The following is a 17,515-nucleotide window of genomic DNA, read 5'->3' as shown; positions in this document are numbered from 1 at the left end:
AACTTAATTATCAATATTGTTATGATAAAAACACGATATGCTAAAGCCGTGCAACTTTTGCATCTGATGATGCTTCTTGTTGTTTTTGCACCTTTATCGATGCAGGCACAAAATAGTACCGTATCAGGTATAGTTACCGATAATAACAATGAACCGATTATTGGGGCTAGTGTAGTAGTAAAAAATACTACAGTGGGTGTAATAACCGGTCTTGACGGTGAATATACCATCGCTGCTCCTGAAAATTCTACGTTGGTATTCAAATATCTGGGATATGCCACCAAAGAAGAGAGAGTAAACGGTCGCACCCGAATCAATACAGCATTGCAAATGGATGATAATCTTCTGGATGCTGTAGTAGTTGTAGGATACGGAACACAGAAAAAAGCGTCCCTGACGGGAGCGGTAGCAGGCGTTAAAGGAGCGGAAATGCTACGGACTCAAAACGAAAACCCTCAAAACATGCTTGCCGGTCGAATTGCCGGTGTGCGTGTATGGCAAAAAAGTGCCGAGCCGGGAACATTTAACAGTAACTTCGATATTCGTGGTTTAGGAGCACCGTTGGTGGTTATCGATGGTATTCCACGTTCAACAGAAGAGTTCCAACGTCTGAATCCGAATGATATTGAGGACGTATCTGTACTGAAAGATGCCTCGGCAGCTATCTATGGAGTACGTTCAGCTAATGGAGTATTACTTGTAACAACCAAAAGCGGAACAAAAGAAGGCAAGACCAGAGTAAGTTACAATGGTTCGTATACCTTCCAGAAAGTATCGAAAATGCCTGCACTTGCCGATGCATTTCAAACCATGACATTGTATAACGAAAAATCGATGAACAATGTAAACGGCGGTAGTATCATATATAAAGAATCGGATTTTGAGGCTTTCAAAAATGGTACACGCAGAACTACTGACTGGAACGGACTTCTATTCTCAGATGTATCACCACAAACCCAACATGATGTAAGCATTACGGGAGGAACCGAAAAAACTCAGTTCTTTGTGAGTATGGGGTACTTTTATCAGGAAGGTTTCTTTAAATCAGGTGACCTGAATTACAACAAATACAATATCCGTTCGAATATCAATACCGAAATTGTAAAAGGATTAACTTTTGGAATTAACCTCAGTGCAATTGCCGATCAACGTAACAATCCGTATGCAAATGCAACGGATATTATCCGAAACTATTGGCGTCAAGGCGTATTGTATCCTGCATATGCCGATCCTGAAAACACGATGCTCAATTATGAAGGATTGGATCTGGAAGAAAATACAGTCGCAAAAATGTCTTCCGATATATCAGGTTACCGTAAATACGAGCAGAAATATTTTCAGTCGTCGGCAACGCTTAATTACGATTTCGGTACATTAAATCCTGTATTGAAAGGACTGTCTGCAAAAGTTCTGGCCAGTTTAGATTACAGACAAGATAATAATACAATATACCGTAAGGAATATTATCAATATGCGTATGATCCTATCAGCCAGTCGTATCTCTCTAAGTTATATAACTCAAGTTCACCTACCCAGCTTCGACGCGAATTTTATGATAAACAACAACGTTTGGGACAGTTTATTGTGAACTACGACCGTACCTTCAATACCGTTCATAAAGTAAGCGGATTATTGGGCTGGGAAACTCAACGGCGTATAGGTGATAATTTCTATGCACAACGCGACCTTGCATTTGCAATGGACTATCTTTTTGCCGGTATAGATGACAATCAGTTGGGTGGAATGAATAAAGGAAACAACGACCTTTATGAAACTACCAATGCTGCATTAATCGGTAGGGTAAACTATGCATTTGCCGATCGTTATTTGCTTGAAGCACAGTTTCGCTACGATGGTTCGTCTAAATTTGCTCCCGGGCATCAATGGGGTTTCTTCCCGTCAGCTTCTGCAGGTTGGCGTATATCCGAAGAGCCATTCTTTAAATCGATCACAGCCTTGTCATTTGTAAATCAGCTGAAACTAAGAGGTAGTTACGGTATATTGGGTGATGATTTGGCTAACGACTGGAATTACGAATGGGCAGGAGGATATAACTATCCCGCTTCGAACAGCAATGCATTTTCGGGGTATTACAATCAATATGCTCCCGGTTACATGTTTGGAGATCAATTCATCTATGGAGTAGACACAAAACCTGTTCCTAACAAATTGATTTCATGGTATGAATCGCATATGCTCAATATTGGTGTAGATTTTGAAGGATGGGATGGTTTATTTGGGTTCTCTTTTGACTATTTCGACCGTCGCCGTGAAGGGCTTTTCGCTCGACAAACAGGAGAATTTCCAACAGTCATAGGTGCTACAGCTCCTCTCGAAAATCTGAACAGCGACCGCAACTTTGGTATTGACCTAGAACTTACACACCGAAACCGAATCAATGATTTTACGTATAAAGTAAAAGCTATTGGAACAATTGCTCGCCAACAGCATATGATCGCTGTAGAAAAGGGGCCATATGGTAACTCATACGATAAATGGAGAAATGATAATCTGACAAATCGTTATCAGGGAGTGCAATTCGGGTATGAATCAGCAGGACGTTTCCAAAACTGGAATGATATCCATTCGTATCAGTTGTATCACGAACGTGATGTGTTACCGGGTGATTATAAATATGTAGATTGGAATGGCGACGGACAAATTGACGGATTGGACGAGCATCCTTTCGCTTACGACCAAACTCCTTGGTTCAACTATAGTTTGGCTTTCGACGGTTCATACAAAAATTTTGACGCAAGTTTCCTTTTCCAAGGATCTGCACTTGGTTCTATGGAATATAAAGAACCGTTGTATAGTATCTGGGGTAGCAATGGTGGAGGTACTTTAACACAATATTTGGATCGCTGGCATCCTGTTGATCCACAGGCAGACCCATACAATACGTCTACCGAATGGGTGAGCGGTTACTATGGTTATACAGGGCATTACCCGAAAACAAATTCGGAGTTCAACCGTGTAAGTACTGCATATTTGCGTCTCAAGAGTATAGAAGTAGGATATACATTGCCTCACATAAAATCCTTAGCATCTATGAACTTGCGCGTATTTGCCAATGCATTTAACTTGTTTACCATAACGAAAGTGAAATTTGTGGATCCTGAACACCCCGATGATGAAAACGGACGTATGTATCCACTCAACAGAACTTATACATTAGGTATGTCGCTCTCGTTTTAGAAATTTGTGTTAAAAAGTTACGAATTATAATTTAGATATATATATGAAAAAGATATTTATATTATCTCTGCTCAGTTTATTATTCTTTTCTGCTTGTGCAGATTTGGATGTTCCTCCGAAAAATATCGTTACAGATCAAGATCTTTTGACGAACGAATCGGGTCTGGAAATTTATATGGCGAGAATGTATAGTAATATGCCATTTGAAGATTTCAAATATATGGCACAATGGGGAGTCGAATTCAACGGATGGCTTAATGCCATGGGTATAGAAGGAACCGGTGAGGCTCTGACTCGTGATGGTATCTGTGCTGCGTTTACAAATGAAAGAACACCCTATTGGGAGAAAGCCTTCACCCTGTTACGTGATGCAAACTATTTGTTGGAAACGTTGCCAAACTATCAAGGCTCCTATCCTGAAGCAACCTATAATCATTATTTAGGAGAAGCCTACTTTGTGCGTGCTACTGTATTTTATGCCATGGCACGACGTTTTGGAGGTGTGCCTTTGGTGACTAAAGTAATTGCTTATCCTGCCGATAAAAGTGCATTGGAAGTACCACGTTCTACCGAAGAAGAAACTTGGGATCAGGTACTTGCCGATTTTGATAAAGCAGTCGAACTCTTGAAACCAACCAGTCCTAAGGTGGGTTATTCAAATAAATATGTAGCATTAGCATTTAAATCCGAAGCTATGTTATACGCCGGATCTGTAGCCAAATACAATGAAACGGTACCCGGTCGTTTGACAGGTTTCGGACAAAAAACAGGTGTGCGTGTAATGGGATTTGCTGAGGACAAATGGCAGGCAGCTTCTAAAAAGTACTTTAAGGAAGCTTACAAAGCAGCTCGTGAAGTAATGGTTAATGGAGGATATTCGTTGTACAAGAAAAAATGGTCGGCTTCTGACCGTGATGCACAATATCAGAATATGGTAGACATGTTCAGCGATTTGAGCAGTCCTGAGAATATCTATGTGAAACAATACATATACCCGACCTCAACACACGGTTATGATGCATATAGTGCACCATTTATTTTCCGTTCGCCACTATCTTCAGGAACATGCCCTTCACTCGATTTCGTGGAATTATTCGAAGGTTTTGACAGATACCCCGATGGTACCGTAAAACTTACCACAGGAAATGCAAATAATCAAGGCAATTACCTTCTGTACGATAAGCCGATGGATTTGTTTAAAAATGCAGAGCCACGTTTACGTGCTTATGTGATTTTTCCGGGCGATATGTTTAAAGGTAAAAATATCGAGATACGTGCCGGAGTATACACAGGCTCTACACCAATCAAACCTTTTTTCACTGATTATTCTTATGCAACAGCAGATAATCAATACCAAAATTTGAGTATGTATACCCAAAAGCCCAAGACCTTGTACCTTAGCCCTATGGAAGGTCAAAGTCAAGAGTTGGTTACCTACAATGGTAGTCCAATGACTGCAGCCGGAGCTAACGGGCCTTTCTATAATAATGGAGAAGGGGCAATAACCGGACTCTTTGGACGTAAATGGCTTAACCCCGATCCGTCTGCTGTAATCGGCGAGGGAAAATCGGCACAGCCATTTATCTTGATGCGCTATGCTGAGGTTTTACTAAATGCAGCAGAAGCAGGAGTAGAGTTGTCACTGGCGGGAGAACAGTCGCCTGATGGGTCTAATATGCTGCAAGTAGCTACCGAAGCTGTAAATGCCATACGTGAACGGGCAGGTGCTACATTACTGGTTAGTAGTGTTACATCGGATGAGGCAGGACGCAACATTGTGCGTAAGGAGAGACGCAAAGAGCTTGCTCTTGAGCATAAGGTGAAATGGGATTTGAGACGCTGGCGTGTACAACATTATGATAACAGGGATGGCTTTTGGGGCGAAAAGAGAGATAAAAATACATTCAGTAATAATTCTCGTTACCGTTTCCGAGGCTTATATCCATTCTTCTCTACAGAAAGCGGGAAGTATTTCTTCGATGCACACTTCCAATGGGTAAGCCTTAAAACGTTTGAGTATAATCCGATCGACTATTATTTCGGAATACCGGGTAACGAAGTGTCTAAAAGTCCTGTGATCGATCAACAGCCCAACAGATAATCAATAATTAGATAATATAAGAATACATAGAATATGAAAAAAATAGCATTTTATACTTTATTATGTGTGTTGTTTTCGTTCAGTTCCTGTGATCTGTTCAAAATGGACAACTACGATGCGCCTGCCGAAACATTGCAAGGTGAAGTAGTGGATGTAGCTACCGGAGAACCTGTATTAACCGATCAGGGGAGTGAAGGTATCCGTGTGCGTCTGACCGAACTAAGCTGGGGACCGAATGCCACCCACAATCCCGATTTTTACTGTATGTCTAACGGTACTTTCCAAAATACAAAACTGTTTAAAGGTAACTACAATGTTCGTATCGATGGTCCGTTTATTCCTCTGGTTCGTGAAGACCCACGCGGAGTGCCTTTGGCTGATGAAAGTAAAACATTAGACATTAAAGGGGTAACTAAAGTGAAGTTCGAAGTACAACCTTTTCTTAAAATAGAATGGGTAGGCGAACCTACATTAACCAATGGAAAAATCACAGCAAAGGTTCGTGTTACACGCGGTGTATCGGAAGAGGATTTTCGTTCCAAAATCGAACCAATGGGAGGGTATAATAATAGTTTTCTTAACATGACTGATATACAGTTGTTTGTTAGTTATTCATCCAGTGTTGGATATCGTGCTCAAGATTCACGATGGTCAAATAAGATCGAATATTCGGGCTCGGCATTTAATACCTTGTTCGGAGAAACTATTACAATTCAATCCAAAGATGCTATTCCCGGAGGACGAAGTGTATTTATTCGTGCAGCAGCCCGTATAAACTACGATACGCCGCAAGGCAGTGGTACACGTCGTTGGAATTATAATGAAGCAAAAGAAGTAATGGTTCCATAAAGTTTTAGATTTTATTGTTCAGGTTTAAAGCTAGGCGTTTATTTGTTTAGCTTTAAACCTTAAACTATTCTTTGGAATATTTTTATCGAAACTACTCAATACTAGAAAATTTAATATGAAAAAGAACATACTAATTTTAAGTCTTTTTTGTCTGACGATCCAACTCGGAGCTCAAACAAAAGATGATGTTAAAACAGTTTTCCAAACTTCCCACCCGTGGAAGCCCTCTATTGACAATAGAGCAGATGCAGCTATTGTATATGGTGTTGGAGGAAATCCATCGGACAAATCAAAAAGAGTATCCTTTGAAGAACGTGTAAAATCGTGGCAAGACCGGGGGTATAAAACCCATTTCATGACGGGGATAGCCTGGGGTGAGTATCAGGATTATTTTACAGGTAAATGGGATGGCAAATGGCATCTCGATGAAGGTCAGGTTACTCGGCAAGGAGATACCATCTGGCATGGACACTTGATACCTTATATTGTACCCACCGAAAATTTCATTAAGTACATGAAGGAAGCCCAAATAAAACGAGTAATAGATGCCGGTATTGATGCCATATATCTGGAAGAACCGGAATTTTGGGCACGTGCCGGATATAGTGATGCTTTTAAAAGAGAATGGAAAAAGTATTACGGGTTCGACTGGAGACCACAACACGAATCACCCGAAAACACATACTTGTCGAATAAACTGAAATATCAGCTATACTATAATGCCCTCAATGAAGTATTTACCTATGCTAAAGAATATGGGAAAAGTAAGGGTATGAACGTTCGCTGTTATGTGCCTACTCACTCACTGGTAAATTATTCGCAATGGCAGATTGTAAGCCCGGAGGCGAGTCTGGCTTCGCTTCCTTGTGTAGATGGGTATATTGCACAGGTTTGGACGGGAACATCCCGCGAACCAAACTATTTTAACGGTAAAGCAAAAGAACGTGTTTTTGAAACAGCTTTCTTGGAATACGGTTCTATGGAATCTATGACGGCTCCAACAGGGCGTAAAATGTTTTTCCTGACCGATCCTATTGAAGATTTACCTCGCGATTGGGTCGATTTCAAGAAAAATTACGAAGCGACATTTACAGCTCAGCTACTATATCCTCAGATTGCCGATTATGAAGTGATGCCTTGGCCGGAGCGTATTTACGAGGGATTGTACCGAAAAAGTGCCAACAGTGAAGAAAGGGCAACTATTCCCCGTCATTACTCAACACAAATGCAGGTGATGATAAATGCTTTGAATTCGATGCCTTTGTCGGATAATAAGGTAACAGGCTCAACAGGTATCAGTGTTCTTATGGCTAATTCGCTGATGTTTCAGCGTTTCCCGACCCATGCAGGATATGAAGACCCCCAATTGTCGAATTTTTACGGGCAAGCACTCCCTTTCCTGAAGCGTGGAGTACCTGTTAAAACTGTTCACATAGAGAATCTATCGTATGCTGAGACCTTGAAAGATACTAAAGTCTTGTTGATGTCTTATTCGAACATGAAACCTCAGACAGCAGAAGCACATAAGTTTCTTGCCGAGTGGGTGAAAAAAGGAGGTGTTTTAGTTTATAGCGGACAGGATAACGACCCGTTTCAATCGGTTCAGGAATGGTGGAACCAAGGAGACATGAAATACAATGTGGCTTCGGATCACTTGTTCGAAATAATGAATATAGGCACTAATCCACAAGAAGGAGAATATGCTTATGGAAAAGGCACAGTGTACGTTTTACGTAACGACCCGAAAGAGTTTGCCATGCAAGCAGGGCAGGACACTAAGCTTGTCGATATTGTAAAACGAATGTATGAGCAAAAGGCAAAAGCAGGTAAATTAGATTTTAAAAATAGTTTCTACCTTGCAAGAGGTCAGTATGATTTGATTGCAGTACTGGACGAAAACAACAATACAACTCCGTATACTTTCAAAGGTATATTGATAGATCTGTTTGATCCGCAGCTACCCGTTTTAAAAGAGAAAGTCGTATTACCCGGTGAGCAAGCCTTTCTATACAATGTAGGACGTGTGAAAGATAAATCAAAACCTCACGTATTGGCTTCCGCATCTCGTATATATGACGAAAAGATAAGTAAATCAACCTATTCTTTCGTAGCTAAAAGCCCTGTAAATACAACAAATTCGATGCGAGTTTTACTACCTGCCAAACCTAATAAATGTCTGATAACAGCACCCGACGGTACTGAATTGAAAGATACTCAATGGTCATGGGATGAATACAGTAAAACCTGTTTTTTAACTTTCGAGAATAATCCTGACGGAGTAAAAGTATCTCTTGCGTGGTGATAACTGGATTATTAATGTCGATCAGTGGTTGATTTATCTGCGCGTAATCAAAGATTACTTGCATTCCTTTTGCCCAAAGCCGCAAAAGGAATCAAAAAGGCTTTGTGCTGCGTGGCTCGCCTGCCTGACTTAAGCTTGCAGTCTAAACTAAACCTACTGCCTATCGGCACGTTTAGTTTTACCCTGCTTCGCTTGTCAGCCAACGGCTACACCACTGATGCACTTGGGCTGACGCATGTAATAGCTTTCGCACGGGGTACACGCAGAGCGAATGAAAATGTTAAAAAAATAAACGCGAGAGGGTGCATTAGTAGAATTAAACCGATGAATTATAATAATACTATAACTCTTAACTAAAATAAATTACATGAAAAAAAATCTTTTATTAGCCTTTCTAATAACCGGTGCTATGCTGAGTTGTTCAGAAAGTAACAGTCCTACTTTCAATGTTATAAAGAATGATATCCGTCCACCGGCTTATCCGCTTATAACTATCGATCCGTATACAAGCGGATGGTCTTTTACCGACAATCTTTATGATAGTTCTGTAAAACACTGGACAGGCAAAGACTTTCCTTTAATTGGAGCCATAAAGGTAGATAACGAAGTGTATCGTTTTATGGGAACCGAAGATCTGGAATTAAATGCAATTGCTAAAACGTCAGAATACGGCGACTGGATAGGAAAGTACGTAACCGACAAACCTGCTGATACATGGATGCAAAATGATTTTGATGATTCGAAATGGAAAGAAGGTCCTGCTGCATTTGGCACAAAGGAAAATGAGGTAACTGCCAAAACTCAGTGGGGTAGTGAATACATCTGGACAAGACGAGTTGTGAATATCGAAGAAGATCTGAAAGGTAAAAACGTTTATCTGGAATATTCTCACGATGACGATGCTATTATTTATGTGAATGGTATCGAAGTTGTAAATACAGGAAATGCCGCTAAGAAAAATGTATTAATTAAGCTTCCTGAAAATGTAGTAAATTCTTTGGCAAAAGGCACAAATGTAATAGCCGGATACTGTTATAACAGAGTTGGCAACGGATTGCTTGATTATGGTTTGTTTGTTGAAAAAGAAAATACAACTTTCTTTAATAAAACAGCTACACAAAAATCGGTCGATGTGCAAGCTACTCAAACTCATTATGTATTTAGTTGTGGTAATGTAGATTTGAAATTAACATTTACAGCACCTTTGTTCATGGATGATTTGAAACTGATGTCTCGTCCTGTCAATTACATTTCGTATGAAGTGTTATCGACTGATAGTAAATCGCATGATGTACAGCTATATCTTGAGGCTTCTTCTAATTGGGCATTGGACAGACCTTATCAGGAGTCGGAAAGCGAAGGTTTTGATAATGGAGATATGATGTTCTTAAAAACCGGAAGTTCTACACAGAAAATTCTGGCTAAGCAGGGAGATGATCTTCGTATCGACTGGGGGTATTTTTATCTGGCTACCGAAAAAGATAAAGCCACAACATCGAGTATAGGGGATGGAAAAGAGCTTAGAGCTAATTTTGCTAATAATGTACAAAAAGGCTCTGTTGAAAAGAGAATCGGAACGAATGAGAAATTAGCTTTCACTCGTTCTCTAGGTTCAGTAAATAAAGCATCAGGTAAATTCCTGCTTGGATATGACGATTTATATTCGATACAATATTTTGGTGAAAATTTAAGACCTTATTGGAATGCAGACGGAAAGAAAAATATTCTGGATGAATTTCATAAAGCAAAAGAAGAATACAGCCAATTGTTGAGCAAATGCTATAAGTTTGACGAAAGCTTAATGACTGATGCAACTGCATCGGGAGGTAAGAAGTATGCCGAATTATGTGCTATAGCTTATCGTCAGGCAGTTTCTGCTCATAAGTTGGTTCAAGCTCCTAATGGAGACTTGGTATTTTTATCGAAAGAAAACTTTAGTAATGGTTCTATAGGTACTGTGGATATTACATACCCATCATCTCCATTGTTTTTATATTACAATGTAGAATTGGCTAAAGCATTGCAAAATCACATCTTCTATTACAGCGAAAGTGGTAAATGGACAAAACCTTTTGCAGCTCATGATGTTGGTACTTATCCACTGGCTAACGGACAAACTTATGGCGGCGATATGCCGGTAGAAGAGTCGGGCAATATGATTATTCTTGCAGGTGCAATAGCTGAGGTGGAAGGTAACGCAGATTATGCTAAGAAACACTGGGATGTATTAACTGTTTGGACTGATTATCTGGTAGAAAACGGACTTGATCCCGAGAATCAATTGTGTACAGATGATTTTGCAGGGCACTTTGCGCATAATACTAATCTTTCGATCAAAGCAATACTGGGAATTGCCTCTTATGGCAAGTTAGCTGATATGCTGGGCAAAAAAGATGTTGCGGAAAAGTATACTAAAATAGCAAAAGATATGGCTGCCGAATGGGTGAAGATGGCTGATGACGGAGATCATTATCGTTTGACATTCGATCAATCGGGAACATGGAGTCAAAAATATAATCTGGTTTGGGATAAGTTAATGAAAATGGGCATATTCCCACCTGAGGTTGCTCAGAAAGAAGTTGCCTACTATTTGACTAAACAGAATAAATATGGATTGCCTCTTGATAATCGCGAAACTTATACCAAAACCGATTGGATCATATGGACTGCTACATTGGCCGATGATCAAGCGACCTTTGAGAAGTTTATCGCTCCGGTACATTTGTTTATGAATGAAACTACAGATCGTGTACCTATGTCTGATTGGGTATTTACGGACAGACCTAACCAACGAGGCTTCCAGGCTCGATCGGTAGTTGGTGGATACTTTATCAAAATGTTGGAAACTAAGTTGAATCAAAAGAAATAAGGTTTCAGATTTATTAATAATAGTTCTGTTTACTTAAATCTGTGAAATGAGACCTTAAATAGAAGAAACTCCTGAAATATTCAGGAGTTTCTTTATATATGGGTTGTGCGGGCACTGTGTTTACTTCTATAAATTTAATTAGAATAAACTTCTACCCCCGTTTCTTTTGTCTTTATTGTATGAATAATCTTTGAAGAAGATGTAATAAAAAAGATAGATCAAAAGTCCTGTTCCGCACACAATGGCTATAGTAACCCCCGATTTCCAGACTATTTGCCAAGAGATGGGTTGAATTCCCCAAAGAGCCAGCACTGTAAGAGTTGCTCCTGTTAAGACAATCATTGAAGTAAGTATACCTATCAGCAATCTCATAATTTGTAATTTTAATTAGATTCGACATCGAATTTTATTTTATTCTCGATCAAATTGTAGTGCGTTTTGTAAAAATAAGAAATAAAGATGAATATACTTAGATGTGCATGAAAAAATGCTTAAAATTGCCACTATTGAAAAAAGAGCTTCAATAAATTGGGGGCAAATTATGTGATGGGAGAATCAAATCGGGTCTATATTATTAAATAGCTCATTTAATGACTCTAGCTAGCGGTTCGAACTCTGGTTTTTATGCAAAAAAAGTATTTACTTTGTCCATCCGAAAAAGAATAATGAAAGATTACATATATTATGGCACAAGAAGACGTTTTTAAGAAGATTGTTTCGCATTGTAAAGAGTACGGATTTGTATTTCAATCCAGCGAAATTTATGATGGGTTGGGAGCAGTATACGACTATGGTCAAAACGGGGTTGAATTAAAAAACAACCTGAAAAAATACTGGTGGGACAGTATGGTATTGCTAAACGACAATGTAGTCGGTATCGACTCTGCTATATTTATGCATCCTACTATCTGGAAAGCGTCGGGACACGTTGATGCTTTTAATGATCCGTTGATTGACAATAAAGACAGCAAAAAACGTTATCGTGCAGATGTATTGGTTGAAGATTATCTGGCTAAGATAGACGATAAAATAAATAAGGAAGTAGAAAAAGCTGCCAAGAAATTTGGCGATAGCTTTGATGCGGCCATGTATCGTGAGACAAATCCACGAGTATTAGAGAATCAAGCTAAACGTGACGAAGTGCATGCTCGTTTTGCAAAAGCATTAAATGATTCTGATTTAGAAGAATTACGCAATATTATTATCGACTGTGAAATTGTTTGCCCCATAAGCGGTACTCGTAACTGGACAGAGGTACGTCAGTTTAATCTGATGTTTGCAACCGAAATGGGTTCTACTGCTGATGGTGCTATGAAGGTATATTTGCGTCCCGAAACAGCTCAGGGTATTTTTGTAAACTTCCTGAATGTACAAAAAACAGGACGTATGAAGATTCCATTCGGTATAGCACAAATAGGTAAAGCATTCCGTAACGAGATTGTTGCCCGTCAGTTTATTTTCCGTATGCGTGAATTCGAACAAATGGAGATGCAGTTCTTCGTTCGTCCCGGAGAAGAACTCGAATGGTTTAAGAAATGGAAAGAAACCCGTATGAAGTGGCATAAGGCCTTAGGATATGGAGATGCTAAATATCGTTTCCACGATCATGATAAATTGGCTCACTATGCGAATGCAGCAACAGATATAGAGTTCGAAATGCCATTTGGCTTTAAAGAAGTAGAAGGTATTCATTCTCGTACAGATTTTGACTTGAGTAGCCATGAAAAATTCTCTGGAAAGAAAATTCAATACTTCGATGCTGAATTAAATAAATCATACACACCTTATGTGGTTGAAACATCTATCGGTGTTGATCGTATGTTCCTGTCTACTATGTCAGCTTCGTATTGCGAAGAGACTTTAGAGAGTGGCGAAACTCGTGTTGTTCTTAGATTACCGGCTCCATTAGCTCCTATAAAATTAGGGGTATGTCCATTAGTTAAAAAAGACGGTTTACCTGAAAAAGCAATGGAGATTATTGATGCATTGAAATTCGATTTTAAATGCCAATATGATGAAAAAGACAGTATCGGTAAACGTTATCGTCGCCATGATGCTATTGGTACACCCTTTTGTGTGACAGTAGATCATCAGACGTTAGAAGACAATACTGTTACTATCCGCTATCGTGATACTATGGAGCAAGAGCGAGTTGCTATAAGTCAATTATCAGAGATTGTTACTGATAAAGTAAGTATGAAGAGTCTTCTTAAAAGCTTAGTGTAAAGAGCCCAAAAGAGAGCTTAGCTAAAATATATTAGAGTGTGGGAGTGATTTTTAAGTCATTCTCACATTTATTTTTAGAGCAAATGTTGATATTCACATTTTTTATGTAAGACTTCTATTTAAAAACTCTATTTTTGCCACATAAATTGAAAATTAGTCAGATGAGAAAAAAGTTTTATCTTTTCCCTTTATTCCTTTTAGGATTCTTTATGCTTGCTACGACCTCTTGTTTGAATAGCAATAACAACAATGAAGAAGATATTGATGAAGAGTGGAAAGCTTTAAATGAAACCAGATTTGCCAAAATAGCGAGTGATAATCTGTTTAATGCTTTATCGTCTCAATCGGGTAATGGTAAAGTATACTGGCAAACATCTACGGAAATAACTGATGTTGATAACGGAAATTCTGTCAGAATAACAGTTGATGGAAAACCTGAGTTTACAGATACAGTAGTTATACGCTACGAAGGATGGTATTTTGATAGAGCAGGAGAGAAAGTGATTTTTGACTCTACCGAGAATCCTTCTTTGCGAAGCAGGCTCGATTATACATACGGTAAGGCATCCAGTCCTGAACCTAATTATAATAAAGCAACTTTTGCTATTAATCCGGCGACTTCGGCAAGTAAGGCAAATAATTATATTGGAGGTATAATTGAAGGTTGCTCGATACTTTTACAGGATATGAGAGTTAACGACGAGCGTGTTGTTTGTATGCCACAACAACTGGGATACGGAAGTAATGCTTCAACTTATGCACCAACAACTAGTTCTCCTACGTTTACACTGATCCCTGCTTATACCACACTTTGGTTCAGAATCAAATTGTATGAGATTATACCTATGAAAGGTTTAAAATAAGTCTAGAATATTCCTAACAATAAACTTTCGATAGCCCTCACAACATCTTTGCGAGGGCTATTGTAGTTATTTACCATAATGCTGAATGCATATTTCTTATCCCCATTAATATAATATCCTGCAAAGCATTGCACATTTGCTATGCTTCCGCTCTTTACAAAAACCTTTCCCTGCAATCGTGTCCCCTTTAATACGTTTCTGACTGTACCTTCCAGTCCTGCTTTGGGTAAGGATGCGAAGAATGCATCTCTATACTTGCTTTTTGTTTGCATATATATCAATATGTCGCAAAGTATTTCGGCGTTGATACTATTTGATGGAGCCAGTCCACATCCGTCATAGATATGTATTCCATCGGTATTCAGACCTTTTGATGCCCAAAAATTAGTTGTTCTGTTTATTCCTTCGATTAAAGGATCACTGTATATATCGGGATTTGCCTTGCGTCCGATAGTTCGCATCAAATGCTCCGAGTAGTGATTGTTACTTTTTTCATTAATTACACGAATAATATCTTTCAGTGTAGGAGATAATTGTTTGTAAAAAGGAGTTTCCTCGTAAACAGCCCTATAAGGAGAATACATCTGTTGAAAGTATTTTTGGCGGGAAGTTTCTATCGAGTTTATTTTGAAACGGTTTTGTGCCAGTGCATTTGCCAGAGTTTCTCCTAAAATTATCCCTGGATCGGGAAAATCGCCTTTAATAACAAAAGATGTTCTCTTAGCCGGAATATTACCTACTAATCTTCTGGAATTAGAGAATGGTTCTCCGTTTATATATCCATTATCTTGATTTTCGTAATTCACGGTGAGGTTATTCGAGAATATAATATCCCTCATGTAAGGCACCGTTTTTAATATCAGAGGACATGTATCAGTCCTCATGCTATTGAGGTATAGTCGGTAAGTATTGTCAAATACACTTATGCCATAAGCTCCGGCTGCAAAATAATTACCCATATCTTCTTTAAGCCATTTGGATGATATGCCATTATAGCCGAAGAAGTCATCCACAATGGTAATATCAATGGGAGGTGATATTTTAAAATTCTTTTTTATATGTTCAGTCCAGTTATTTAGAAATGCTGATTGGTTATCGAATAGGTATTCGCTGCCTAAAGTGGGGTCACCATACCCATGTATAATGAGATGCTGAGGGTTATTCTTGTCAGTAGATAGTTGCGTTACAAATTGATAATCATCTCCCAATAATTCGATGGCCGTTGCGGTAGTTAATATCTTTAATGTGGAGGCAGGAATCAGAGACGCCGATTTATTATAATATGCAATATCATTTCCCGAGAGGTCTTTTATTGAAATTCCTATAGATGCATTTTCGAATCCCGATGTTTTAATGAATTTTTCAATACTGGGATTTATTTGACTAAAGGTGCTTATAGCACAGAGATTTAATAATAGAAGCAAATAATATTTCATGTGATGACTATTCTTGTGTTTATGAGAACTATTGTTTCTGAAAAAGAAATATCTTTGTAAAGATAAACAAATCGAAAAATAAGAAAAATTTCATGAAGAACAGTTTTGATAAACCTTTTACTTTCGATCGGGTAATTCGTTTATCTATCAGTGTCTTGCTGATTGGTACAGGTATATATATGATATACATCCTGAGAGGTGTCTTGCTTCCCTTTCTGGTAGCTTGGCTGATCGCCTATTTACTAAATCCGATTGTGCGTTTTATTCAAGACCGCTTGCGGCTCAAGAAGCGATTTGTTGCCGTGCTTATTACTTTTGCTTTACTTATCGGATTGCTTACTTTATTGTTTATTGGTATAACACCATTGATAGAGAATGAGGTGTATCAGATTAATAATCTGATTGCAACATACGATTTACAATCTTTTACGGTAAATGGTATACCTCTCAGTGTACATGATTTTATAGCTAAGAATATCGATTTCGATTCTATTCGTAATGTATTGTCTAAAGAAAGTGCCTCCGAAACAATTCGATATTTGATACCCACACTTGAAAATATAGTTTCGAACAGTATCTCTTTTATCTTCGGTTTTACGGTCGTATTTATCATCATCCTTTATTTGATATTTATTTTGCTGGATTATGATAAAATAAATAAACTGTGGATGGATCTTATTCCCCACAGACATAGAGCTTTTGTTAGTAGAGTAACAATCGATGTCGAAAGAAGTATGAATACCTACTTTCGTCATCAGGCACTCATCTGTGTGATTGTAGCTATTTTATTTGCTACCGGTTTCCAGATTATAGGTTTGCCTCTGGCTATTGTCTTGGGTATCTTGATTGGCTTTTTGCATATGATACCGTATATGCATATTATAAGCATAGTTCCCGCGACATTGTTATGTTGGCTAAAAGTGTCTCAGACAGGCGAAAGTTTTTGGGCACTTATTGGCTTGGTGTTCTTATTATATCTGGTTATCCAATGTATTATAGATATAATATTGGTTCCTCGTATTATGGGTAAAGCCATGGGACTCAATCCGGCTATAATACTGTTATCTCTTTCTATATGGGGGTCGTTAATGGGAATTGCAGGAATGATTATTGCGATACCTCTTACTACTTTGCTATTGTCCTATTATCAGCAGTTTATAGATGCCGAAGAAAAGGAGGAGCATACTCTTGAAGCTGAAAAATCAGATAAGGAACTCTCAAATGAGTAGTTTTTTGTACCTTTGTGATTAATAAAAAAATTAAGATTGAATTATGCAATTAATAGCTAAATTAATACAAGTATTGCCACTCCAAACAGGAATGGGTAAAAACGGAGAGTGGAGAAAGCAAGATGTAGTTGTGGAGACAGATGGACAATATCCTAAAAAAGTATGTATATCTATATGGGGCGACAAAGCAAGTGAGTCGGTACTGCAAATAGGAAATATGCTGGATATATCGTTTGACGTAGAAAGCCGCGAATATAACGGACGCTGGTATACTGATGTAAAAGCTTGGAAAGTAGATTTAGCTATGCCTTCTGCCGGAGGAGCTGCTCAGGGAATGCCCGAATATGCACAACAAACTCCACCACCTGCACCTGCTGATTTTGGAGGTGACAGTGCAGATGACCTGCCTTTCTAAGGACTTAGTTATTACTGATGCTTTAGT

At 38.6% G+C, this 17,515-nt stretch carries 11 protein-coding genes; 9 read left to right on the top strand and 2 right to left on the bottom strand.

Translation table 11 applies throughout. The features are described 5' to 3' along the window. Positions 1-21: 21 nt before the first annotated feature. The 5 genes from G7051_RS06325 to G7051_RS06305 all read left to right on the top strand — a co-directional run bounded on the left by G7051_RS06325 (position 22) and on the right by G7051_RS06305 (position 11,319). Positions 22-3,198, top strand: coding sequence for a TonB-dependent receptor (locus G7051_RS06325; protein WP_166199085.1), 3,177 nt, complete (start codon positions 22-24; stop codon positions 3,196-3,198). A 43-nt stretch (positions 3,199-3,241) separates the two neighbouring features. After that, entirely contained in the window at positions 3,242-5,299 is a 2,058-nt protein-coding gene (locus tag G7051_RS06320) for a RagB/SusD family nutrient uptake outer membrane protein (protein WP_166199084.1), read from the top strand. Positions 5,300-5,332: 33 nt separating this feature from the next. After that, positions 5,333-6,148, top strand: a complete 816-nt coding sequence (locus G7051_RS06315) for a DUF3823 domain-containing protein (protein ID WP_166112635.1) — start codon at positions 5,333-5,335, stop codon at positions 6,146-6,148. Between the two features lie 115 nt (positions 6,149-6,263). Next, a complete protein-coding gene (locus G7051_RS06310; protein WP_166199083.1) occupies positions 6,264-8,450 on the top strand; it encodes a hypothetical protein in 2,187 nt (728 codons plus the stop codon). A gap of 367 nt (positions 8,451-8,817) precedes the next feature. Then, entirely contained in the window at positions 8,818-11,319 is a 2,502-nt protein-coding gene (locus G7051_RS06305; protein WP_166199082.1) for a glutaminase family protein, read from the top strand. Positions 11,320-11,457: 138 nt separating this feature from the next. Here the strand turns inward: G7051_RS06305 and G7051_RS06300 are convergent, their stop codons facing one another. Continuing rightward, positions 11,458-11,691 carry a hypothetical protein gene (locus G7051_RS06300; protein WP_166199081.1) on the bottom strand — a complete coding sequence of 78 codons (234 nt, stop codon included), beginning with the start codon at positions 11,689-11,691 and terminating at the stop codon, positions 11,458-11,460. Positions 11,692-12,003: 312 nt separating this feature from the next. On the opposite strand from G7051_RS06300, the gene G7051_RS06295 reads away from it, so the two are divergent. Together G7051_RS06295 and G7051_RS06290 are read left to right on the top strand one after the other, a co-directional pair. Then, positions 12,004-13,545, top strand: a complete 1,542-nt coding sequence (locus G7051_RS06295; protein ID WP_166199080.1) for a glycine--tRNA ligase — start codon at positions 12,004-12,006, stop codon at positions 13,543-13,545. Between the two features lie 161 nt (positions 13,546-13,706). Then, positions 13,707-14,408 carry an FKBP-type peptidyl-prolyl cis-trans isomerase gene (locus G7051_RS06290; RefSeq protein ID WP_166112620.1) on the top strand — a complete coding sequence of 234 codons (702 nt, stop codon included), beginning with the start codon at positions 13,707-13,709 and terminating at the stop codon, positions 14,406-14,408. Between the two features lie 2 nt (positions 14,409-14,410). Here the strand turns inward: G7051_RS06290 and dacB are convergent, their stop codons facing one another. Continuing rightward, positions 14,411-15,844 (bottom strand): D-alanyl-D-alanine carboxypeptidase/D-alanyl-D-alanine-endopeptidase, encoded by a 1,434-nt coding sequence (dacB, locus tag G7051_RS06285; protein WP_166199079.1) that lies wholly within the window; start codon positions 15,842-15,844, stop codon positions 14,411-14,413. A gap of 92 nt (positions 15,845-15,936) precedes the next feature. Between dacB and G7051_RS06280 the strand changes: the two genes are divergently transcribed. Together G7051_RS06280 and G7051_RS06275 are read left to right on the top strand one after the other, a co-directional pair. Then, positions 15,937-17,073 (top strand): AI-2E family transporter, encoded by a 1,137-nt coding sequence (locus G7051_RS06280; protein ID WP_166199078.1) that lies wholly within the window; start codon positions 15,937-15,939, stop codon positions 17,071-17,073. Positions 17,074-17,116: 43 nt separating this feature from the next. After that, positions 17,117-17,488, top strand: a complete 372-nt coding sequence (locus G7051_RS06275; protein WP_166112611.1) for a DUF3127 domain-containing protein — start codon at positions 17,117-17,119, stop codon at positions 17,486-17,488. Positions 17,489-17,515 lie beyond the last annotated feature (27 nt).

The organism is Dysgonomonas sp. HDW5B, assembly GCF_011299335.1.
Taxonomy (GTDB): Bacteria; Bacteroidota; Bacteroidia; order Bacteroidales; family Dysgonomonadaceae; genus Dysgonomonas_A.
The sequence above is the reverse complement of the archived record's forward strand: the minus strand, read 5'-3'. Positions and strand labels throughout refer to the sequence as shown.

Bases quoted from the DNA above. Each gene is read 5' to 3' on its own strand.
- dacB (WP_166199079.1), bottom strand. From the start codon at position 15,844: ATGAAATATTATTTGCTTCTATTATTAAATCTCTGTGCTATAAGCACC.
- G7051_RS06300 (WP_166199081.1), bottom strand. From the start codon at position 11,691: ATGAGATTGCTGATAGGTATACTTACTTCAATGATTGTCTTAACAGGA.
- G7051_RS06310 (WP_166199083.1), top strand. From the start codon at position 6,264: ATGAAAAAGAACATACTAATTTTAAGTCTTTTTTGTCTGACGATCCAA.
- G7051_RS06275 (WP_166112611.1), top strand. From the start codon at position 17,117: ATGCAATTAATAGCTAAATTAATACAAGTATTGCCACTCCAAACAGGA.
- G7051_RS06315 (WP_166112635.1), top strand. From the start codon at position 5,333: ATGAAAAAAATAGCATTTTATACTTTATTATGTGTGTTGTTTTCGTTC.
- G7051_RS06290 (WP_166112620.1), top strand. From the start codon at position 13,707: ATGAGAAAAAAGTTTTATCTTTTCCCTTTATTCCTTTTAGGATTCTTT.
- G7051_RS06295 (WP_166199080.1), top strand. From the start codon at position 12,004: ATGGCACAAGAAGACGTTTTTAAGAAGATTGTTTCGCATTGTAAAGAG.
- G7051_RS06280 (WP_166199078.1), top strand. From the start codon at position 15,937: ATGAAGAACAGTTTTGATAAACCTTTTACTTTCGATCGGGTAATTCGT.
- G7051_RS06305 (WP_166199082.1), top strand. From the start codon at position 8,818: ATGAAAAAAAATCTTTTATTAGCCTTTCTAATAACCGGTGCTATGCTG.
- G7051_RS06325 (WP_166199085.1), top strand. From the start codon at position 22: ATGATAAAAACACGATATGCTAAAGCCGTGCAACTTTTGCATCTGATG.
- G7051_RS06320 (WP_166199084.1), top strand. From the start codon at position 3,242: ATGAAAAAGATATTTATATTATCTCTGCTCAGTTTATTATTCTTTTCT.